The sequence below is a fragment of the Streptomyces sp. NPDC030296 genome, assembly GCF_055572815.1.
Map to the genome: position 1 here is coordinate 107,312 of NZ_JBVICQ010000001.1, position 20,652 is coordinate 127,963.

Consider the following 20,652-nt stretch of genomic DNA (forward strand, 5'->3'; position numbering starts at 1 on the left):
GTCAGGAGGAGTAGTGGGCGTCGGCCTCGACGGCGACCTCGAGCACGAGCGGCTCACGCCGGTCCGCCAGTGACGGCAGGACCCTGTCCAGGACGGACAGCAACGCGGTGTGGTCCTCGACCCGTTCGGCCGGGCAGCCCAGGCCCTCGGCCAGGGTCGACACGCTCAGTTCGGTGAACGCGGGCCAGGCCGGGGCGGCGGAGCCCTCGCGCTCGGAGAGGCGGTCCATGATCGCGTAGCGGCCGTTGGCGAGGACGACGAACAGGACGCCGATGCCGTAGTGGGCGGCGCTCCACAGGGCCTGGATCGAGTAGAGGGAGGAGCCGTCGCCGAGGACGGCCACCACCGGCCGGTCCGGGGCGCCGTGCCGGACGCCGATCGCGGCCGGCATGGCAAAGCCCAGTCCGCCCATGGCCGCGCTGAGGAAGCCGAGCGGCGCCCGGGCGGGCAGCAGCCGGTGCAGGTCAGGGCGGCTGGAGGGGGTCTCCTCGACCACCACGGCCTTCGGGTCGAGGCGCTCGGCGAGGGCGGCCAGTACGTGAGCGGCTCGCAGGGGTTCACCGGGTGCGGGCGGCTGGGGTGCGGTCGGCCGGTTCGGCGCCGAGGAACGCGGGACGGCGGGCACCAGCGGGACCAACCGGCTTACGGTGTCGGCCGGTTCGGCGAGCAGCACCAGCTCCGCCGGGCTGCGGTGGGCCTCTTCCGGGTCGTCCGTGATGACGGCGACCCGGGTGCCCGGCTCGGTGAAGTCGCCCGGGGCGTACGTGTATTGGCGGAACGCGGCGGTTCCGACGGTGAGGACCGTGTCGTACGGCGCGAGCGCGTCGCGCAGTGCGGGGCGCACCGCGGGCAGGTGGCCGGCGAAGAGACGGTGGTCCTGGGGGAAGCCGGCGCGGGCGCCGAACGGCTCCTGGTAGACCGGGCAGTCCAGGCGCTCGGCCAGCGTGGCGAGCGCCTCCCAGCCGTCCGCCGTGTCGTTGCCCGCGCCCGCCACCAGACAGGGCGAGTCGGCGGCCGTCAGCAGCGTGGCGAGGGCGGCCAGGGCGTCGTCGGAGGCCGTACGACCGCCTCGTACCGCGAGCGGTCCGCGCGGCGCGGCCTGGGCGACGGCCTCGTCGGCCTCGACGAACCAGTCGTCCATCGGGACGACGACGACCGCCGGACCACGGCCTTCCCGGGCCTCGTGCCAGGCGCGGGCGACGGCGCCGGGGACGTCCTGAGGACGGGCCGGCGTGTGCTGCCACACGGGGTACTCCCCCGCCAGTCCGTCCAACCGCCCGGCCAGGAACGGCTCGTGGGCCAGGTGCCGGCGGTCCTGCTGGCCCACGATGACCACCAGGGGCGCGCGGTTGGCGCGGGCGGTGGCCAGGGCGCTGACCGCGTTGCCGTATCCGGCGGTGGTGTGCAGCAGTACGAGCGCGGGGCGGCCGGTGGCCAGGGCGCTGCCGGAGGCCATCCCGACGACCGAGCCCTCGTGCAGGCCGAGCACGAAGGAGATGTCGGCGGGCAGGTCGGCGAGGAAGCCGACCTCGGTGGAGCCCGGGTTGCTGAAGAGGGTGGTGAGGTCGTACTGGCGCAGGACGTCGAAGGTCTGTTCCTTGACGGTCCTGGTGTGGGCGGCCGTGGTCATCGCGGGACCCCTTTCTGGCAGGACTGGACGCTAGGCCGCCCAACCCCGCGGGACCACGGGCACGTTCGCTATGCGAAACGCCGCCGTACGTGAGCCAGTGGACGACTCAGTCGACCCCGGGCAGGACCGCGCCGGTGGACAGCTCTCCGCGCAGCCGGCCGGTGATCAGGCGGGCGGTGTCGAGGACGGCCTCGATCTGTGGCGGGCCGGGCTGTTCGACGGTGAAGGCGATCGACACTGCGGCGACGGCGTGGCCGGGCGCCGACACGACCGGCGCCGAGATCGTCCCGAGGCCGCGCACGACCTCGTTGCGTGTGGTGGCGTATCCGCTGGCCCGGGCCCGGCTGATCTCCGGTCGCTCACCGAGCAGTTGCGGCTCGGCGGACAGCATGGCGATGCCCGGGGAGCCCAGGGTCAGCGGATGCCGGTCGCCGGGGCTGTAGACGGTACGCGAGCGGGTGCTCTCGACCTCGACGGAGACCAGCGTCACCGCTTCTTCGCCGTCCCGGACGACGAAGAAGGAGGTCAGGCCCACGCGCGCGGCCAGCTTGGCGATCTCCGGCTTGGCGATGCGCTGGAGCATGGGCAGGGTGCGCCGGCCCAGTGACTGGGCGCGGGTGCCGATGACGTACCCGTGGGTGGTGTGCGCGACCAGGTGGTGGTCCTGGAGGGTGCGCAGCAGCCGGTAGACGATCGAGCGGTGCAGCCCCATCTGCTGGCTGAGTTCGGCCAGCGTGAGCGGTACGTCCGACAGCGCGATCACCTCCAGCAGCCTGAGCCCCCGGTCCAGGGTCTGGACGGGGGGCCGGCCCGGCGGCGGGGGGTCTTCGGCAGGTCGGGTCATGGCTCGGGGATCTCGTCGTCCAGCGCCGGAAACGCCGGAAGCGCAGGGGACACCGTCTCGGCGGGGCTTCCCTCCCGGACCACGGGCCGACGGGCTTCGCGACGGTGAACGAGGTAGGTGGCGTCGGCGCGCGCGTAGTGCCCGGCCGGGTCGTAGGCGTTCTTCGCGAGGTCGATCTCGTCGAGGTCGATGTCGGCGTACACCAGTGCCTCCTCGCCCTCGTCGACGTCCTTGGTGAGGGTACGCCCGTCGGGGCCGAAGATCCGGGAGCAGCCGCCGCCGGCCGTGAGCAGGCGGCGCTGCTCGGGGGTGGACGCGAAGACGTCGATGCCGGCCGGGGAGATGACCTGGGTGGCCATCAGGACGAAGGTGCTGCCCTCGATGGCGTACACCTGGGTCGCGGCGATGTTGGCCTCGGCGCTGAGCTGGAAGGCGAGGTCGCGGTAGAGACCGAAGCACGGCCAACTCGCCACGTGGACCTGCTCGTTCTGCGCGTACAGCGCGTACTTGCTGAGCGGCTGGACGTGCTCGGCGCAGTTCAGGGCGCCGAGCCGGCCGAGCGCGCTGTCGACGACCTTGAGGTCGCTGCCGTCGCCCTCGCCGAACAGGCTGCGCTCGACATGGGTCGGCTTGAGCTTGCGGCGGTGCAGGAGCACGCTGCCGTCGGCGGCGATCACGGTCTGGGTGATGTAGAGGGTGCCGTGGTCCTTCTCGCTGTATCCGAGCGCGACGGTGATGCCGTGCTGCCGGGCGGCGCGGCGGATCGTGGTCAGGCCGTCGCCGTCGGGGGCGAGCGAGGCGGCGTGGTAGCGGCCGACGAAGGGGACCTGGTCGGCGACCGCGCCCAGCCACAGGAAGTGCGGGTAGCCGGGGATCCACACTTCGGGGAAGGCGATGAGCGAGGCCCCGTTGCGGGCCGCTTCCGCGATCAGGTCGACGGTCTTGGCGACCCCGGCCTCCGCGTCGAGCCAGGCGGGCTCGGCCTGGACGGCGGCGGCCTTGAAGCGGCGAGTGGTCTCTGTCATGTCCGATCGTCTCCTTCTCTTCATGCTCCCGCTTCCAGGAGCTTTTCGACCAGCAGGCCGAGGCCCAGGAGCCGTCGGTCGGTGTTCCAGGGCGCGTCGAGCGCCACACCCACCGGGAGTCCCGGACCCGCCGACCGGACGGGCACGGTGAGGCCGGGAAGAGCGGCGACGCTGCCGGGTCCCGTGTTGCGGATGTACGTGGGGAAGGCGGGACGCGGGTCACCGTCGAGCCGTACGCGCTCGGTGTCGGTGTCGATCCGTCCGGCGGGCAGAGGGGTGGTGGGGAAGAGCACGGCGTGGGCTCCGGTTTCCCGGAAGATCCTCCGGTAGCCGTCGACGAGGACACGGTCGCGGATTTCGAGGGCGGCCTTGTACGCCGTCTCGGTGATCGCGTGTGGGAACACGACCCGCTCCATCGTCGCGCGTACGTCGGGGTGGGTGATCCGGGCCAGGAGCGCCGCCGGATCGGTGCCGCCCGTCACCGTGCTCAGATAGCCGGGCAGCTGCTTGGCCGCCTCATAGAGGGTGATCGGGAATCCGGCCAGTTCCTCGGCCGTCTCGACCTCCGGCAGCCGTACGGGCATGAACCGGACCCCGGCGGTCCCCAGGATGTCCAGGCAGTGCTGCCACACCTCGGCGGTACGTGGATGCAGCGGCGCGGTGAAGTGGTGTTCGGGGACGGCCAGGACGACTTCGCGCGGGTCGGGTGCCTCGGCGGGGCCGTGGTCGGCGGCGAGGACGGTGTCCAGGAGGACCAGGTCCGCGACGGTCGGGGCCATGGGTCCGATGGTGTCGCGCGTCCACGACAACGGGGTCACTCCCCCGGCCGGGTAACGGCCCGTGGTGGGGCGGAGGCCGGCGAGGCCGGTAAGCGCGGCCGGAATTCGGACCGAGCCTCCGGTGTCGGTGCCCAGACCGGCCGGGGCCAGACCGGCGGCGACGGCTGTGGCGGTTCCGCCGCTGCTGCCGCCCGCGAAACGGTCGAGGTCGGCCGGGTTGCGGGCGGGTCCGTAGGGGCCGCCCGCGTTGGTGGCTCCCAGGGCCAGTTCGTGCATGTTGGTCTTGCCCAGCACGATCGCGCCGGCCGCGCGCAGCCGGGTGATCGCCTGCGCGTCCTGGTCCGGGACGAACCCGGCGAGCGCCTCGCAGCCCGCGGTGTTGGGGAGCCCGGCGACGTGGATGTTGTCCTTGACCGCGATCGGCAGCCCGTGCAGCGGGCCCCGCACGGGGCCCCGGTCCGCTGCCGCGGCCTCGGCGAGAGCGCGGTCGGCGTCGAGGGTGACGAAGGCTCCCAGGTCGCCGGCCCGCTCCGCGCGCGCGAGGAGTTCTTCGGTGAGCGAGACGCTGCTGAGCGTCCCTGCGGCGAGCCTGGAAAGGGCGGTCTGCATGGGCGGACACTAAGGGCCTCGCCGCTACCGGCGAACAGGACTGTTTCGCAATGCGAGACACCGGATATGGACGTGCCCTGTCTCCTCTAGGCCCCTCCGCGTACAGCTGATGTCTCAGTAGGGTCACCGACGGCCCACCCGTCTCGCATATCGAATCCATGCCCTGTCCAGGCAGGAACGGCGGCCCTACGTTCGCGGCCACTTCCACCACTCCGCCGCAGCCCGCGACCTGCGGCTCAAGGCCCTTTCGGAGCCCGCCATGGAAAACCGCGCGATCAAGCCCTCCCGCCGCACCGTCCTCAGAGGCCTCGGAGTCTCTGCTGTGGCGGCCTCCCCGATCCTTTCCGCCTGTTCCTCCGGCCTCAAGGGCTCGGGCGGCTCGACCGGCGACACCATCAAGATCGGTTACGTCAGCCCGCGCACCGGCGCCTACGCGGCCTTCGCCGAGTCCGACGCCTACATCCTCAAGCAGGTGCGTGCCTTCTTCGCCAAGGGGATCACCTACGACGGCAAGAAGTACGACGTCAAGATCCTGGACCGCGACACGGGCTCGGACCCGCAGCAGGCGGCCACCATCGCGGACGAGCTGATCTCCCAGCAGCAGGTCGACCTCGTCCTCGTCACCGCGACGCCGGACACGATCCACCCGGTGGCGGCCAAGTGCGAGAGCGAGGGCGTGCCCTGCGTCTCGACCATCGAGCCCTGGCAGGCCTGGTTCTTCGGGCGTGGCGCAACGCCGAAGAAGACCTTCAAGTACACGTTCCACTTCTTCGACGGCATCGAGCACCTGTCCAGGGTCGAGACCGACATGTGGCGGCAGCACGACACCAACAAGAAGGTCGGCGTGCTGTGGCCGAACGACTCAGACGGCAACGCCTTCCGGGACAAGACCACCGGTTACCGCTCGCAGCCCTCGACCAAGGGTTTCACGTTCGTCGACCCGGGTTCCTACGAGCCCGGCACCAAGGACTTCTCGTCGATCATCGCGAACTTCAAGAAGGAGGGCGTCGAGATCCTCGCCGGCGTGCCCTCGCCGCCCGACTTCGCGACGTTCTGGACGCAGGCCGCGCAGCAGAACTTCAAGCCCAAGGTCGCCACCATCTCCAAGGCCATCCTCTTCCAGTCGACGGTGGCCTCCCTGCCGAACAACCTCGGCAACGGGCTGTGCACGGCGAGCTGGTGGGTGCCGCAGTTCCCGTTCACCTCCACGATCACCGGTCAGACCGCCACCGCGCTCGCCGACGACTACGAGAAGTCCCCGCTGGCGAAGGGCCGGACGTGGAACCAGGGGCTCGGCCCCAACCACGCGCTGTTCGAGGTGGCCAACCACGTCCTGAGCAACGCGAACCCCAAGGACCGTGAGGCCGTCGCCGCCCAGATCGCGAAGACCAGCCTCGACACCGTCCTCGGCCACCTCTCCTGGACCGGCGGCGGTCCGGCCAACCCGGTCAAGAACGTCGCCACCATCCCCATGGTCGGCACCCAGTGGATCAAGGGGAGCGGTGACGCGTTCGAACTGAAGGTTGTCAGCAACAGCTTGCTGCCGATGGTCAAGCCCGACGCCAAGGCGGCGGAACTGTGACCGCTCCACTCCTCGAAGTGGACCATCTCGCCGTGCACTTCGGCGAGTTGCGGGTCCTGGAGGATGTCGAGCTGACCGTCCCCCGCGGGCAGGCCATCGGCATCGTCGGCCCGAACGGGGCGGGCAAGTCCACCCTGCTCAGCGCGATCTCGGGCGTCGAGCGCGCGAGTGCCGGTTCCGTGCGGCTCGCGGGCCGCGATGTCACCCGCACCTCCGCGGCGCAGCGATGTCGGCTCGGCGTCGGCCGCTCCTTCCAGATACCGCGCCCCTTCGGCGACCTGACCGTGTTCGAGAACGCCCTGGTCGGCGCCGAGCGGGGAGCCCGGCTGCGCGGCGGCCCCGCCCGCGAGCAGGCCCTGCGCGCGCTGGAGACCGCCGGGCTGCTCCCCCTCGCCAACAAGCCCGCCGGGTCCCTGCCCCTCCTCGGCCGCAAACGGCTGGAGCTGGCACGGGCGCTCGCCACCGGCCCCGCACTGCTCCTCCTCGACGAGATCGCGGGCGGGCTCACCGAGGCCGAGGCGGAGGAACTCGTCGCCACCGTGCTGTCCCTGAAGGAGTCCGGCGTGACGATCCTGTGGATCGAGCATGTCGTCAAGGCGCTGGTCCAGGTCGTCGACCGGCTGGTCTGCCTCGCCTACGGGCAGATCCGCGTGGACGGCGACCCGCACGAGGTACTGGCCAGCGCCGAGGTGGCGGAGGTCTATCTGGGAGGTACGGCGGCATGAGCACAAGCACAAGCCCGCTCCTGCGGGTCGCCTCCGTCGACGCCGGATACGGCGACTTCCAGGCCCTGTTCGGCATCGACCTCGAAGTGGCCGAGGGCGAGCTGCTCGCCCTTGTCGGCGCCAACGGGGCAGGAAAATCCACCCTGTTGAAGACGATCGCGGGAGCCCTGAAGCCCTTCCGCGGCACCATAACCCTGGCCGACGAGGACGTCACCGCCGAGCCCGACATCCGCCGGGCCCGCAGAGGCGTCTGTCTGGTCCCGGAGGGCCGCCGGCTCTTCCCGTCGCTCACCGTGGAGGAGAACCTCCAGGTGGGCGCCGCCACCGGGCGCAAGGGCCCCTGGAACCTGGCCAAGGTGTACGAGGCGATGCCGCTCGTCGCCGACCGCCGTACCCGCAAGGCGGCCCGGCTTTCCGGCGGTGAGCAGCAGGCCGTCGCCATCGGCCGCGCGCTGATGGGCAATCCGCGTCTACTGCTCCTCGACGAGGTCTCCCTGGGCCTGGCCCCGCTCGTCGTGGACCAGCTCTACACGGCGCTGCCCGGCATCCGTGCCGAGGGCGCGACCGTGATCCTGGTCGAACAGGACCTGGGCCGCACGTTCGCCGTGGCGGACACCATCGCCTGTGTCCTGGAGGGCCGGATCGTGCTGAGCGGCACGGCGGCCGAACTCACCCGCGACCAGGTGACCGCCGCGTACTTCGGCACGGGCGCCCTTCCGGAGGTGAACACCCCATGACCTGGCTCAACGCAATCCTGCAGGGCGTCCTGCTCGGCGGCATCTTCGCCATGGCCGCCGCGGGCCTGTCCCTCGTCTTCGGCGTGATGCGCATCGCCAACCTGGCCCACGGGGACCTGATGATCCTCGGCGGCTACGTGGCCTCGGTGACCGCGGCTCACTACGGCGTCCCGGTCCCCGTCACCATCGTCGTGTCGATGGTCGCGGTGGGCGGGCTCGGCTACGTGGTCCAACGCTCCATGCTGGACCGGGCGATGGGACTCGGCGAACTAGCCCCGATGCTGGTCACGTTCGGCATCTCGGTGATCATCCCGAACGTCCTGGTCCAGGTGTTCAGCAGCGACGCACAGCCCCTCCCCATCGGCTCGCTCGGCACCGTGAGCATCGACCTGGGCGGCGGCCTGGCCATCGGCTGGTTCCCGCTGATCACGGTGGCGGCGGCGGTGGCGGTCCTCGTCTCCCTCCACCTCTTCCTCTTCCGCACGCAGCCCGGCCGTATCGTCCGGGCCACGTCCGACGACCGCGCGGTGGTCCGCCTGATGGGCGTCGACAACCGCCGCGTGTACGCCTTGACCTCGGTCATCGCCTTCGCCACGGTGGCCCTGGCCGGTGTCCTGTACACGATGCGGCAGGGCGGGGTCACCCCCTACGAGGGGCAGCTCACCGTCCTGTTCGCCTTCGAGACGGTCATCATCGGCGGTCTCGGCTCACTGTGGGGCACGCTCGCCGGGGGCGTGGTGCTCGGTGTGGCCCAGTCCGTCGGTGCCCAGATCTCCCCGGACCTTCCCCTGCTCGCGGGGCACGTGGTCTTCCTCCTGGTCCTGGTGTTCCGCCCGCAGGGCCTGTTCGGCAGGAGTGTCCTCGCATGACCGTCCAGACAGCCCCCGCCGCCGAGGCGACCGCACTCCCGGCCATTCACCGGGGCGGCCGCGCCACCGCCCTCGGCATCACCGGAACGGCCGTCGTCCTGCTGGTGATGGCGACCCTTCCCTACCTCGTCGAATCAGGTGTCACCGCCCAACTCGTCAAGCTCTGCTACCTGGTGGCCCTCGCCTCCATGTGGAACCTGCTCGCGGGCTACGCGGGCATGATGTCGATGGGCCAGCAGGCGTTCATCGGCCTGGGCGCCTACCTCCTGTTCGTCGTCAACGACCACGGCGTGAACGTCTACGCCGGCACGCTCGTCGTCTCCGCTCTGGTGGCGCTGCTCGCCTGGCCGGTGTCGTACCTCGCCTTCCGACTGCGCGGCGGCTACTTCGCCGTCGGAACGTGGGTGATCGCCGAGGTCGTCCGCCTGATCGTGGTCCGCTTCGACTCCCTGGGCGCGGCGAGCGGACGCACCCTCTCGGACGTCACCGCCGATCCGGTGCTGCGGCGCGCCTTCAGCTACTGGCTGGCGCTCGCCGTCATGGCCGCGGCCGTGCTCGGCACCTACGCCGTCCTGCGCAGTCGACTCGGCCTGAGCCTCCAGGCCATCCGCGACGACGACACCGCCGCCGGTTCCCTCGGCGTGAGCGTCACGCGCGGCAAGCGGATCATCTACATCACCGCGGCTGCCGGATGTGCCGCCGCCGGTGCGGTGATCTGCGTCAACAGCCTGGGGGTGGCGTCGCCGACGCAGATCTTCGGGGTGCAGTACTCGGCCCTGATGGTCTTCATGGTGATCATCGGCGGCATCGGCACGATCGAGGGCCCCGTCGTCGGCGCGATCGCGTACTTCCTCCTCGACAAGTACTTCGCGCAGAGCGGTGTCTGGTACCTGATCGTGGTGGGCGCGGCGGCCATCGTGGTCTCGCTGTACCTGCCGCGGGGGCTGTGGGGAACGCTGGCGCACCGCACGGGCTTCGCCGTCTTCCCGGTGCGCCATACGGTCCGGTTGTAGGCCCGGCATCAGGAAGAGGCGGCCCGGCCGGTGGCTCCTCTCCCTGATGTGCGCGCCATCACCTCAAGCGATCCAGTAACCGATCACGATGTGGTTGTCCCACACCGTCATGCCATCTCCCTCCCTGGATTGTGGCTCCGGAGGAAGGAGCGGTCCTGCGTGGAGGGGCGGGGAGCAAACGCCACCACTACGCAGCCCTCCTCTGCCTTGCCTGCCGCCGCAGCGACGTCCTGCACGCCATGCTCAAACACTGGGCAATCCCCCCAAGGTCCTCACCTCCGAGGCCGACCAGGCGTCGGACTACAGCAGCACCATCGGAGACGGCGACGCCTGCGTGACTCGCATGACCGGCACCCACCAGAGCGACGGCAAAGCGGCCGCTCCTGCCACGCCTGTCGGTCCTCTCTGGGCCGTTTCCAGTACGGGCCGTTTCGCACCCCAACTCGGACCCCCACCCCCATTCGGGCCGCCCCCGTACCCACCCGCCGACCTGGCAGAGCCGCCGACCCGAAGGCACCCGGGCAGAACTTCCCGGTACTCGTGTCCAGCCAGCGTCCAGAACCCCGCGTTCAGGCCTCGTACACGCCACCTACGGAAACCTGCCCCATCGCCGAACCACGACATTTCGGCAGGTCAGAGCGATGTGAACCAACACCGACCGCAACGGGGCCGAACTCGCGAGCAGCGGATTCAGTCCGGCGAGCCCGAGTTGACGCTCCGACACCTCAAAAGAGACGTTTCCGCAGGTCACAGGCCTGCACAGGTGGGGCGGGTGGGACTCGAACCCACGGCCGACGGATTATGAGTCCGCTGCTCTAACCGGCTGAGCTACCGCCCCGTACGGCGTGTCGCGCACATTTGTGCGCGCCGTCTGCCGCAGCATAGCCGCTCATACGATCTCCTGCTTCGGATGGTCGGCTTCACGCGTGCGCTTCTTGACCATGGAGACCACGACGCGGCCCGCGCGGTTCCCCCGGACATGAAAAAGGACCCCGTGGGGTCCTCGTTCAGGCTGCTCCCCCGACTGGACTCGAACCAGTAACCTGCCGGTTAACAGCCGGCTGCTCTGCCAATTGAGCTACGGAGGACCGAGCTCCCCCGACTGGACTCGAACCAGTAACCTGCCGGTTAACAGCCGGCTGCTCTGCCAATTGAGCTACGGAGGAATGCCTCGTTGCATCGAACGTACCTACCTGGGTATTCGCCAGGGGGCGTGCGCTCGCTGCGACACATACATTAGCGCAAGCTGGGGGGTGCTCCGCCAATCGGTATCCCCCGCGCCCGCCGCCCGCGCAGGGCAACGCAAGGGACCGACGCAGACGTAAGGGAAGGGTGGCCGCCATGCGCTATCGGCTCACGTTCTTTGCCGGACTGGCCCTGGGGTACGTCCTGGGCACACGCGCCGGACGCGAGCGTTACGAACAGCTGAAGAAGTCGGCCCGGCAGGTCGCACAGAACCCGGCTGTGCGCAACACCGCGGAGTCGGCCGCCCAGCAGGGGCGCGTCTTCGCCGGCAAGGCGTACCACGCGGTCAGCGAGAAGGTCGGCGACCGCGTGCCGGAGTCCGTCGCCGGCCGGGTCCGCTCGCTGCGGGAACGCAACGCGAACGGCGCGGGGCCGGACGACTGGGGCACCAGCAACACGTAGCCCCAAGGGACCGCCGGGGAACGGGCACCACCGGCCTCGACCGGGCGGGCGGGGCGCCGGGTGACACCCGGCCCCGGCCTGACGGGCGGGGCGTCAGTGGCGCCCGGTCGCTCCGCCGGGACGCGAGAGATTCCGCTCGTACGTCGGCGATCGGCCCATCGTGGCCGGTCGCCGACGTGCGTGTCCCCCCGTGGGCCACGGCCCTCGTTCCACGGCACGCCACACCCCTCCCCGTGCGGCAGAATTTCTGCCATGGGGATAGTCGCCGGGCTGGATAGTTCGCCCGAATTTACGCGCATTGTCGTCTGTGACTCGGACACAGGGGCCGTGCTCAGGCAGGGGTATGCCCCACACCCGGTGGAGCCCGCGCCGAACGGGGGGCGTCCCGCCGACGTCGATCCGCAGGCGTGGCTGCTGTCCCTGGGGGAGGCGGCCGGCGGCGGGCTGCTGGAGGGCGTGCAGGCGATCGGTGTGTCGTCGCAGCAGAACGGGCTGATCGCGCTGGACGCGCAGGGCAACGCCGTGCGTCCGGCGATGGTCGGCGGTGACAGGCGCGCCCAGGTCGCCGCGGCCGACCTCATCGACGCGCTCGGGGGGCGCGGCGCGTGGGCGGAGGCCGTCGGGTGCGTGCCGGGGGCCGCGCAGCCGGTGACGAAGCTGCGCTGGATGAGCCGTACGGAGCCGGACGCGGCCATGCGGACGGCCGTGCTGCTCCAGGCGCACGACTGGCTGGTCTGGCAGCTGCTGGGGCGGCCCGTGCGGCGGACCACCGACCGGGGCGGCGCCTCGGGCACCGGGTACTGGAACGCGGCGACCGGCCAGTACCGGACCGACCTCGTCGAGATGGCGCTCGGCCACCAGGTGATGCTCCCCGAGGTGCTGGGCCCCTCGGACGCCGCCGGTACGACGCCGGAGGGGCTCCTCATCTCCGCCGGCACCGGCGAGACCATGGCCGCCGCGTTCGGGCTCGGCATCGGGCTCGGTGACGCGGTGGTGTCGCTGGGCGCCAGCGGGTCCGTGATGGCCGTGCACACCGAGGCGCTCGTCGACTCCTCGGGAATGATCACCTCGCTGGCCGACGCCACGGGGATGCACCTTCCGGTCGTCACCACCCTCAACGCCGTGCGGACTCTGCGCGGTGCCGCGGAGATGCTGGGGGTGCCCGATCTGGAGGGGCTGTCCGATCTGGCGCTGAAGTCGACGCCGGGGTCGCACGGGCTGGTGATGCTGCCGTACCTGGAGGGCGAGCGGACGCCGAACCTGCCGCACACGGCGGGGACGCTCGCCGGGCTGCGGCGGGAGTCGATGAAGCCGGAGCACTTCGCCCGGGCCGCGTTCGAGGGCATGTTGTGCGGGCTCGCGGACGCGCTGGACGTGCTGCGGGGGCGCGGCGTCGACGTCCGGCGGATCTTCATGCTGGGTGCGGCGGCCGAGCTGCCCGCGGTGCAGGCGGCGGCGCCGGCGCTGTTCGGGGTGCAGGTGGTCGTACCGCAGCCGGCGGACTACGCGGCGGTGGGCGCCGCGCGGCAGGCGGCGTGGGCGCTCGGGGTGTCGCAGGGCACGCTCGACCCGCGGACGCCGCCGATGTGGCCCGGGGCGGCCGCGCAGATCCTGGAGCCGGGCGAGGAACTGGCCGTGGGGCAGGCGGTACGGCAGCAGTACGTGGCGGTGCGCGAACAGACGCATCCGGGGGCGTTCCGGGCGTGACGGCCCCGGCCGGAGGCGCCCGTCGGCCGCGAGGGTTCGCCATCGGTCCTTCACCGTTGGGTTAATTCGGTTGAGGTAACGCGGGTGGAGTGTTCGACGATGGGGGGTGGTGCATCCCGTCCCATCGTCGACTCCGAGAGATCTCGCGTGCTCATACGACTGCTCAGAAGTCATCTACGTCCGTACAAGAAACCCATCGCCCTGCTGGTGCTGCTGCAGTTCACGCAGACGTGCGCCACGCTCTACCTGCCCACACTGAACGCGGACATCATCGACAACGGTGTCGTGCAGGGGGACACGGGCTACATCCTGGCCTTCGGCGCGCTGATGATCGGGATCTCGCTGGTCCAGGTCGTCTGCAACATCGGGGCCGTGTACTACGGCGCCCGTACGGCGGCTGCGGTCGGCCGGGACATCCGGGCGGCCGTGTTCGACCGGGTGCAGTCGTTCTCGGCGCGTGAGGTCGGTCACTTCGGGGCGCCGTCGCTGATCACGCGGACGACGAACGACGTCCAGCAGGTCCAGATGCTGGTGCTGATGACGTTCACCCTGGTGGTGTCCGCGCCGATCATGTGCGTGGGCGGCATCGTGCTGGCGCTCGGTCTGGACGTACCGCTGTCGGGCGTGCTGCTGGCCGTCGTGCCGGTGCTCGGTATCTCCGTCAGCCTCATCGTGCGCCGGTTGCGCCCCCTGTTCCGCACCATGCAGGAGCGGCTCGACATCGTGAACCGGGTGCTGCGCGAGCAGATCACCGGCAACCGGGTCATCCGGGCCTTCGTACGGGACGACTACGAGAAGGACCGCTTCCGCACCGCGAACACCGAGCTGACGGACGTGTCCTTGGGCACCGGCCGGATGCTGGCGCTGATGTTCCCGATCGTGATGACCGTCATCAACTTCTCGTCGATCGCGGTGGTCTGGTTCGGCGCCCACCGGATCGACAGCGGCGGGATGGAGATCGGCGCGCTCACCGCCTTCCTCGCCTATCTGATGCAGATCGTCATGGCGGTGATGATGGCCACCTTCATGTTCATGATGATGCCGCGCGCCGAGGTGTGCGCCGAGCGCATCCAGGAGGTCCTCGACACCGAGACGAGTGTCGTGCCTCCCCTCGCGCCCGTGCGGGAGCTGCGGCGGAGCGGGTTCCTGGAGATCCGGGGAGCCGGGTTCCGTTACCCCGGGGCCGAGGAGCCGGTGCTCAGGTCCATCGAGGTCGTGGCGCGGCCGGGTGAGACGACCGCCGTCATCGGGTCGACCGGCAGCGGGAAGTCGACGCTGCTGGGGCTGGTCCCCCGGCTGTTCGACGCGACCGAGGGCGAGGTGCTGGTGGACGGCGTCGACGTGCGGACCCTCGATCCGCGGCTGCTGGCCAGGACGGTGAGCCTGGTGCCGCAGAAGCCGTACCTGTTCTCGGGGACCGTGGCGACGAATCTGCGGTACGGCAATCCGGACGCCAGCGACGAGGAGCTGTGGCACGCGCTGGAGGTGGCGCAGGCCAAGGAGTTCGTCGAGCGGCTGGAGGGCGGGCTGAACGCCCCCATCGCGCAGGGCGGCACCAATGTGTCGGGCGGTCAGCGGCAGCGGCTGGCGATCGCGCGGACGCTGGTGCAGCGCCCGGAGATCTATCTGTTCGACGACTCGTTCTCCGCGCTCGACTACGCGACGGACGCGGCGCTGCGGGCGGCCCTGTCGCGGGAGACCGCCGAGGCGACCGTCGTCATCGTGGCCCAGCGGGTGGCGACCATCCGGGACGCCGACCGGATCGTGGTCCTGGACGAGGGCCGCGTCGTCGGGACGGGACGGCACCACGAGCTGATGGCCGGGAACGAGACGTACCGGGAGATCGTGCTCTCCCAGCTGACGGAAGCGGAGGCAGCCTGATGGCCGGGCCGTTGGGGCGCATGGCGGGAGCCGGGGGCGGTCCCGATCAGCAGTCCATGGACTTCAAGGGGTCCGGGAAACGACTGCTCGCGCAGTTCAAGCCCGAGCGGTTCACCATGTACGCGATGATCGTGTGCGCGGTGATCAGCGTCGGTCTGTCGGTGCTGGGCCCGTGGATCCTCGGCCGGGCGACCGACCTGGTCTTCGCGGGCGTGGTCGGACGGGAGATGCCGGCCGGCCGGACCAAGGCCGAGGTGCTCGAAGGGCTGCGCGAGCGCGGTGACGGCGGGGTCGCCGACATGCTGTCCGGCACGGACTTCACACCGGGCAAGGGCATCGATTTCGAGGCCGTCGGCGCCGTGCTGCTGGTTGCCCTCGGCATCTTCCTGGTCGCGGGCCTGCTGATGGCGGGGGCCACCCGGCTCTCCAACCGGGCCATCAACCGGACCATGTTCCACCTGCGGGCGGAGCTCCAGGCGAAGCTGTCGCGGCTGCCGCTGTCGTACTTCGACAAGCGGCAGCGCGGCGAGGTGCTCAGCCGGGCCACCAACGACATCGACAACATCGGCCAGACGCTCCAGCAGTCGATGGGGCAGCTCGTCAACTCGCTGCTGACGATCATCGGTGTGCTGGTGATGATGTTCTGGGTGTCGCCGCTGCTGGCGCTGGTCGCGCTGGTGACCGTGCCGCTGTCGTTCGTGGTGGCCACCCGCGTCGGCAAGCGGTCGCAGCCGCACTTCGTGGCGCAGTGGCGGACCACCGGGAAGCTCAACGCGCATATCGAGGAGATGTACACCGGGCACACCCTCGTGAAGGTGTTCGGCCGGCAGGAGGAGTCGGCGAAGCAGTTCGCCGAGGAGAACGAGCGGCTGTACGAGGCCGGGTTCAAGGCCCAGTTCAACAGCGGGATCATGCAGCCGCTGATGTTCTTCGTGTCGAACATCAACTATGTGCTGGTCGCCGTGGTCGGTGGACTGCGGGTGGCCACCGGCGCCCTGTCCATCGGTGACGTGCAGGCCTTCATCCAGTACTCGCGGCAGTTCTCGATGCCGCTGACCCAGGTCGCGTCCATGGCGAACCTGGTGCAGTCGGGTGTCGCCTCCGCCGAGCGGATCTTCGAACTGCTGGACGCGGAGGAGCAGGCCGCGGACGCCGTGCCCGGGGTGCGGCCGGAGGAGCTGCGCGGACGGGTGGCCCTGGAGCACGTCTCCTTCCGCTACGAGCCGGACAAGCCGCTGATCGAGGACCTGTCGCTGGTGGTCGAGCCCGGCCACACCGTGGCGATCGTCGGGCCCACGGGCGCCGGCAAGACCACCCTGGTGAACCTGCTGATGCGGTTCTACGAGGTCACCGGTGGGCGGATCACGCTGGACGGCGTGGACATCGCGTCCATGTCCCGTGACGAGCTGCGCGACGGGATAGGGATGGTCCTCCAGGACACCTGGCTGTTCGGCGGGACCATCGCGGACAACATCGCGTACGGGGCGTCCACCGCGCGCAAGGTGACGCGCGGGGAGATCGAGGAGGCGGCCCGCGCCGCGCACGCGGACCGGTTCATCCGGACGCTGCCGGACGGCTACGACACGGTGATCGACGACGAGGGCACCGGGGTGAGCGCGGGCGAGAAGCAGCTCATCACCATCGCCCGCGCGTTCCTGTCGGACCCGGTGATCCTGGTGCTGGACGAGGCGACGAGTTCCGTGGACACCCGGACCGAGGTGCTGATCCAGAAGGCGATGGCCAAACTGGCGCACGGGCGGACGTCGTTCGTCATCGCGCACCGGCTGTCGACGATCCGGGACGCCGACACGATCCTGGTGATGGAGAACGGCTCGATCGTCGAACAGGGCGCGCACGAGGAGCTGCTGGCGTCGGGCGGGGCGTACGCGCGGCTGTACCGGGCGCAGTTCGCGGAGGCGGTGGCCGAGGTGGACTGAGGCGCGGGCCCTCTGGGGGGCGCGTTGTCGGGTGCGGGTCGTGGGGGCTGGTCGCGCGGTTCCCCGCGCCCCTGGAAAAGCAGGGGCCTGCGGCCCCGTGCTTTTCCGATGAAGGCCGGGCCGCAGGCCCATGCCTTCAGGGGCGCGGGGAACTGCGCGAGAGATCACAACGGACCCGCACCCGCCCAGACCACGCGCACCCCCGAGCCACTAGGCGCCGCGCCCTCAGTCCAGATAACCCCGCAACTGATCCGCGAACGCGTGATCCCTCAGCTTGTTCAGCGTCTTCGACTCGATCTGCCGTATCCGCTCCCGGGTCACCCCGAAGATCCGGCCGATCTCCTCCAGCGTCCGCGGCCGCCCGTCCGCGAGCCCGTACCGCAGCTGCACCACCTTGCGTTCACGCTCCCCCAGCGTGGACAGCACCGCCTCCAGGTGTTCCCGCAGCAGCAGGAACGCCGCCGACTCCACCGGGCTCGCCGCGTCGCCGTCCTCGATGAGGTCGCCGAGCGCCACGTCGTCCTCCTCGCCCACGGGGGCGTGCAGGGACACCGGCTCCTGGGCGAGGCGGAGCACCTCGCTGACCCGCTCGGGCAGCAGGTCGAGGTGGGCGGCGACCTCCTCCGGCGTCGGCTCGTAGCCCCGTTCCTGGAGCATGCGACGCTGGACGCGCACGACCCGGTTGATGAGTTCCACGACGTGGACGGGGACGCGGATCGTGCGGGCCTGGTCCGCGAGCGCGCGGGACATGGCCTGGCGGATCCACCAGGTCGCGTACGTGGAGAACTTGTAGCCGCGGGCGTAGTCGAACTTCTCGACGGCCCGGATGAGGCCCAGGTTGCCCTCCTGGACGAGGTCCAGCATGGTCAGGCCGCGGCCGACGTACCGCTTGGCCACGGACACGACGAGCCGCAGGTTCGCCTCGATGAGGCGGCGCTTGGCCATGCGGCCGAGGACGACCAGCCGGTCGAGGTCGTGGGCGAGCCGGCTGTCGAGGTCGGGGGTGGTGCCGAGCTTCTCCTCGGCGAACAGGCCGGCCTCCACCCGGCGGGCCAGTTCCACCTCCTCGGCCGCCGTGAGCAGCGGGATGCGGCCGATCTCCCGCAGGTACTGGCGGAACAGGTCGGATGAGGGGCCGCTGGTGTCGGTGCGGCGCGGCAGTTCGACGGGCTCGGGCTCGGCCGTCTCGATGGCCTCCACGGCCGCCGCGGGCGGCTCGTCGGCGTCCGGCGGGGGCTCCGGCGCCGTCTCGGGGTGGTGCGCGGCGCGGCTCTGGGCCGGGACCGCGCGGATCACGTCGGTCTCGACGCCCGGCTGCGCGCCGTCGGTACTCAGGGCCGTACTGGTGTCGTTCTGTATGAGGGTCTGGGTCTGCACGGGGGCGACCTCCAGGGATGTCGCTGCTGACGCGTACGGCAGCGGTATGTCGGGGATGGCGCGGGCGGCCCGTCCGCCCTCCATCCCGTACTCATCGAGCGGAACCGCGGGGATCTCGGACCCGTGGGGGACGGGTCGGCCGCGCTCCGAGGACTCAGGCACCGGAACCCAGTGTGGAGTACGACACACAGCCGCCACGAGGGGCGTGCGGTGACTTTTTGCGTCCGGTCCGTGACCCCACGGTTACTCTCACGGACGAGTGGGCCGCTGACAGGCCGTGAAACAGCTTGAAGCGCGTACGGAACCAGGGCGACCTGCGGGGACCGGCGCCCGATTGGCAAGTGCGCCGGGGATGTTCCCCTCTTCTAGAGCGCTTCCGCGCCCCTCTCCCGCAGGGCCTGGTCGTACTGCTGGAGCACCCACAACTCGTTCTGCACGGCGGCCAGCTGGGCCGGGTCGCCGTGGGCGCCGAGGCGGGCGAGGCTGCTCTGGACGTCCCGTACGCGGCGCTCGACGGCGCGGCGGCGGACGGTGACCAGCTGGGCGCCGGCGTAGATCTCGTCGACCGTCTTGCGCATGATCGCCTCGACGGCGAGCTCGGTCACCATGGCGCGCACGGCGTCGTCCGGCGCGGCCTCCCGGACGCGGACCAGGTACTCCTGCGGGTCCTCGACGCCGAACTCGACGCCGCCCGCCTCGATGATCGCCTCGCGTACGGCCGCGTAGGGGGCGGCGGTGAACTCGTCGACCCCGTACGCGTCGAACGCGGGTGCGACCAACTCCGGCCGCTGGAGGGCGAGTTTGAGGAGCTCGCGCTCGGTGGCGTAGACGGGGTTGCGCAGGACCAGGGCGGGGCCCGAGGGGCGGCGGGCGGCGCTCTCGTACGGCTGCGCGGGCTGCTGGGGGGCGGGTGCGGGGCCCTTGCCGCCGCGGTCGCGGGCCCAGCGGGCCAGCTGGGCGACGCGCTTGACGACGAACTGGGTGTCGAGGATGCCGAGCATGCCGGCGAGCTGCACGGCGACCTCGTGCTGGGCGCCGCTGTTCTTGATGCGGGCCACGACGGGTGCCGCCTCGTCGAGGGCGGAGGCGCGCCCGGCGGCGGTCTCCAGGTCGTACCGGGCGACGATGTGCCGGAGGGCGAACTCGAAGAGCGGGGTACGGGGTTCCACCAGCTCGGCCACCGCGTCGTCGCCCTTGGCCAGGCGCAGCTCGCAGGGGTCCATGCCGTCGGGGGCGATGGCGATGTAGGTCTCGGCGGCGAACTTCTGGTCGTCCTCGAAGGCGCGCAGGGCGGCCTTCTGGCCGGCCGCGTCGCCGTCGAAGGTGAAGATCACCCGGGCCGAGCCGTTGTCCATGAGCAGCCGGCGGAGGATCTTGATGTGTTCGCCGCCGAAGGCCGTGCCGCAGGTGGCGATGGCGGTGGTGACGCCGGCGAGGTGGCAGGCCATGACGTCGGTGTAGCCCTCGACGACCACGGCCCGGCTGGCCTTGGCGATGTCCTTCTTGGCGAGGTCGATGCCGTAGAGCACCTGGGACTTGCGGTAGATCGGGGTGTCGGGGGTGTTGAGGTACTTGGGGCCGTTGTCCGCCTCGTACAGCTTGCGGGCGCCGAAGCCCACGACGTCGCCGCCGATGTCGCGGATCGGCCACATCAGCCGGCCCCGGAACCGGTCGATGGGGCCCCGGCGGCCCTCCTGCGCGAGCCCGGACAGGAGCAGTTCCTTGTCGGTGAAGCCCTTGCCGCGGAGGTAGCGGGTGAGGTGGTCCCAGCCCTGGGGGCTGTAGCCGACGCCGAAGTGGACGGCGGCGGCCTGGTCGAAGCCCCGCTCCGCGAGGAAGATCCGCCCGGTGTCGGCCTCGGGGCTGGTCGCGAGCTGCTCCGCGTACCACTCGGCGGCGATCTTGTGGGCCTCGACGAGACGGATGCGCTCCCCGCGCTGGTGCGAGGGGTTGTATCCGCCCTCCTCGTACCGCAGGGTGATGCCCGCCTGGGCGGCGAGCCGCTCGACGGCCTCCGAGAAGGAGAGGTGGTCGACCTTCATCACGAACGTGATGGTGTCGCCGCCCTCCTGGCAGCCGAAGCAGTGGAAGAGTCCCTTGCTCGGGCTGACCTGGAAGGACGGCGACTTCTCGTCGTGGAAGGGGCACAGCCCCTTCAGGTTCCCCCCGCCGGCGTTGCGCAGCTGGAGGTACTCGGACACCACGGCGTCGATCGGGACCGCGTCCCGTACCGCCTTCACGTCCTCGTCGTTGATCCGTCCTGCCACGCCGTGATTCTACGGGGGCGCAC

Annotated in this window: 15 protein-coding genes and 3 tRNA genes; 9 read left to right on the top strand and 9 right to left on the bottom strand. The window is 70.9% G+C overall.

Going from position 1 to position 20,652, the window contains the following annotated elements:
• Nucleotide 1 precedes the first annotated feature (1 nt).
• The 4 genes from ACZ4Z3_RS00435 to ACZ4Z3_RS00450 form a co-directional block, all read right to left on the bottom strand.
• Complete coding sequence (locus tag ACZ4Z3_RS00435) at nt 2-1,630, bottom strand: thiamine pyrophosphate-dependent enzyme (protein WP_468498954.1); 1,629 nt, start codon at nt 1,628-1,630, stop codon at nt 2-4.
• Nucleotides 1,631-1,736: 106 nt separating this feature from the next.
• On the bottom strand, nt 1,737-2,474 hold the full coding sequence (locus ACZ4Z3_RS00440) for an IclR family transcriptional regulator (protein ID WP_468498955.1): 738 nt from the start codon (nt 2,472-2,474) through the stop codon (nt 1,737-1,739).
• Nucleotides 2,471-3,499: a carbon-nitrogen hydrolase family protein gene (locus tag ACZ4Z3_RS00445; protein WP_468498956.1), complete on the bottom strand. Its 1,029-nt coding sequence runs from the start codon at nt 3,497-3,499 to the stop codon at nt 2,471-2,473. Before ACZ4Z3_RS00445 ends, ACZ4Z3_RS00440 begins: the two co-directional genes overlap by 4 nt.
• Nucleotides 3,500-3,519: 20 nt before the next feature.
• The gene (locus ACZ4Z3_RS00450; RefSeq protein WP_468498957.1) at nt 3,520-4,887 is read right to left on the bottom strand and encodes an amidase family protein; all 1,368 of its coding nucleotides are present in this window, start codon (nt 4,885-4,887) and stop codon (nt 3,520-3,522) included.
• Between the two features lie 259 nt (nt 4,888-5,146).
• Here ACZ4Z3_RS00450 and ACZ4Z3_RS00455 point away from each other — a divergent pair, with 259 nt between their 5' ends.
• From ACZ4Z3_RS00455 to ACZ4Z3_RS00475, 5 genes are read left to right on the top strand one after another with little or no spacing between them, the layout of a single operon-like run.
• Nucleotides 5,147-6,469, top strand: coding sequence for an ABC transporter substrate-binding protein (locus ACZ4Z3_RS00455; protein ID WP_468498958.1), 1,323 nt, complete (start codon nt 5,147-5,149; stop codon nt 6,467-6,469).
• Nucleotides 6,466-7,194 carry an ABC transporter ATP-binding protein gene (locus ACZ4Z3_RS00460; protein WP_468498959.1) on the top strand — a complete coding sequence of 243 codons (729 nt, stop codon included), beginning with the start codon at nt 6,466-6,468 and terminating at the stop codon, nt 7,192-7,194. Before ACZ4Z3_RS00455 ends, ACZ4Z3_RS00460 begins: the two co-directional genes overlap by 4 nt.
• Nucleotides 7,191-7,931 (top strand): ABC transporter ATP-binding protein, encoded by a 741-nt coding sequence (locus ACZ4Z3_RS00465; RefSeq protein WP_468498960.1) that lies wholly within the window; start codon nt 7,191-7,193, stop codon nt 7,929-7,931. The genes ACZ4Z3_RS00460 and ACZ4Z3_RS00465 overlap by 4 nt, the downstream gene beginning before the upstream one ends.
• Nucleotides 7,928-8,800: a branched-chain amino acid ABC transporter permease gene (locus ACZ4Z3_RS00470; RefSeq protein ID WP_468498961.1), complete on the top strand. Its 873-nt coding sequence runs from the start codon at nt 7,928-7,930 to the stop codon at nt 8,798-8,800. The genes ACZ4Z3_RS00465 and ACZ4Z3_RS00470 overlap by 4 nt, the downstream gene beginning before the upstream one ends.
• A complete protein-coding gene (locus ACZ4Z3_RS00475) occupies nt 8,797-9,813 on the top strand; it encodes a branched-chain amino acid ABC transporter permease (protein ID WP_468498962.1) in 1,017 nt (338 codons plus the stop codon). Before ACZ4Z3_RS00470 ends, ACZ4Z3_RS00475 begins: the two co-directional genes overlap by 4 nt.
• A 764-nt stretch (nt 9,814-10,577) precedes the next feature.
• Here the strand turns inward: ACZ4Z3_RS00475 and ACZ4Z3_RS00480 are convergent.
• The 3 genes from ACZ4Z3_RS00480 to ACZ4Z3_RS00490 all read right to left on the bottom strand — a co-directional run bounded on the left by ACZ4Z3_RS00480 (nt 10,578) and on the right by ACZ4Z3_RS00490 (nt 10,979).
• Nucleotides 10,578-10,651: transfer RNA gene (locus tag ACZ4Z3_RS00480), tRNA-Ile, on the bottom strand.
• Between the two features lie 177 nt (nt 10,652-10,828).
• Nucleotides 10,829-10,901 (bottom strand) — tRNA-Asn (locus tag ACZ4Z3_RS00485).
• Between the two features lie 5 nt (nt 10,902-10,906).
• Nucleotides 10,907-10,979, bottom strand: a tRNA-Asn gene (locus tag ACZ4Z3_RS00490).
• Between the two features lie 175 nt (nt 10,980-11,154).
• Here ACZ4Z3_RS00490 and ACZ4Z3_RS00495 point away from each other — a divergent pair.
• The 4 genes from ACZ4Z3_RS00495 (at nt 11,155) to ACZ4Z3_RS00510 (ending at nt 16,985) form a co-directional block, all read left to right on the top strand.
• Complete coding sequence (locus ACZ4Z3_RS00495) at nt 11,155-11,460, top strand: YtxH domain-containing protein (RefSeq protein ID WP_468498963.1); 306 nt, start codon at nt 11,155-11,157, stop codon at nt 11,458-11,460.
• Between the two features lie 252 nt (nt 11,461-11,712).
• Nucleotides 11,713-13,167, top strand: coding sequence for an FGGY family carbohydrate kinase (locus ACZ4Z3_RS00500; RefSeq protein WP_468498964.1), 1,455 nt, complete (start codon nt 11,713-11,715; stop codon nt 13,165-13,167).
• Nucleotides 13,168-13,314: 147 nt separating this feature from the next.
• Complete coding sequence (locus tag ACZ4Z3_RS00505) at nt 13,315-15,048, top strand: ABC transporter ATP-binding protein (RefSeq protein ID WP_468498965.1); 1,734 nt, start codon at nt 13,315-13,317, stop codon at nt 15,046-15,048.
• Nucleotides 15,048-16,985, top strand: a complete 1,938-nt coding sequence (locus ACZ4Z3_RS00510; protein ID WP_468498966.1) for an ABC transporter ATP-binding protein — start codon at nt 15,048-15,050, stop codon at nt 16,983-16,985. Before ACZ4Z3_RS00505 ends, ACZ4Z3_RS00510 begins: the two co-directional genes overlap by 1 nt.
• 225 nt (nt 16,986-17,210) lie before the next feature.
• Here the strand turns inward: ACZ4Z3_RS00510 and ACZ4Z3_RS00515 are convergent, their stop codons facing one another.
• Both ACZ4Z3_RS00515 and dnaG read right to left on the bottom strand, forming a co-directional pair.
• On the bottom strand, nt 17,211-18,524 hold the full coding sequence (locus tag ACZ4Z3_RS00515) for an RNA polymerase sigma factor (protein ID WP_468498967.1): 1,314 nt from the start codon (nt 18,522-18,524) through the stop codon (nt 17,211-17,213).
• Nucleotides 18,525-18,727: 203 nt separating this feature from the next.
• Nucleotides 18,728-20,629, bottom strand: a complete 1,902-nt coding sequence (gene dnaG, locus ACZ4Z3_RS00520) for a DNA primase (protein WP_468498968.1) — start codon at nt 20,627-20,629, stop codon at nt 18,728-18,730.
• Between the last annotated feature and the right edge of the window lie 23 nt (nt 20,630-20,652).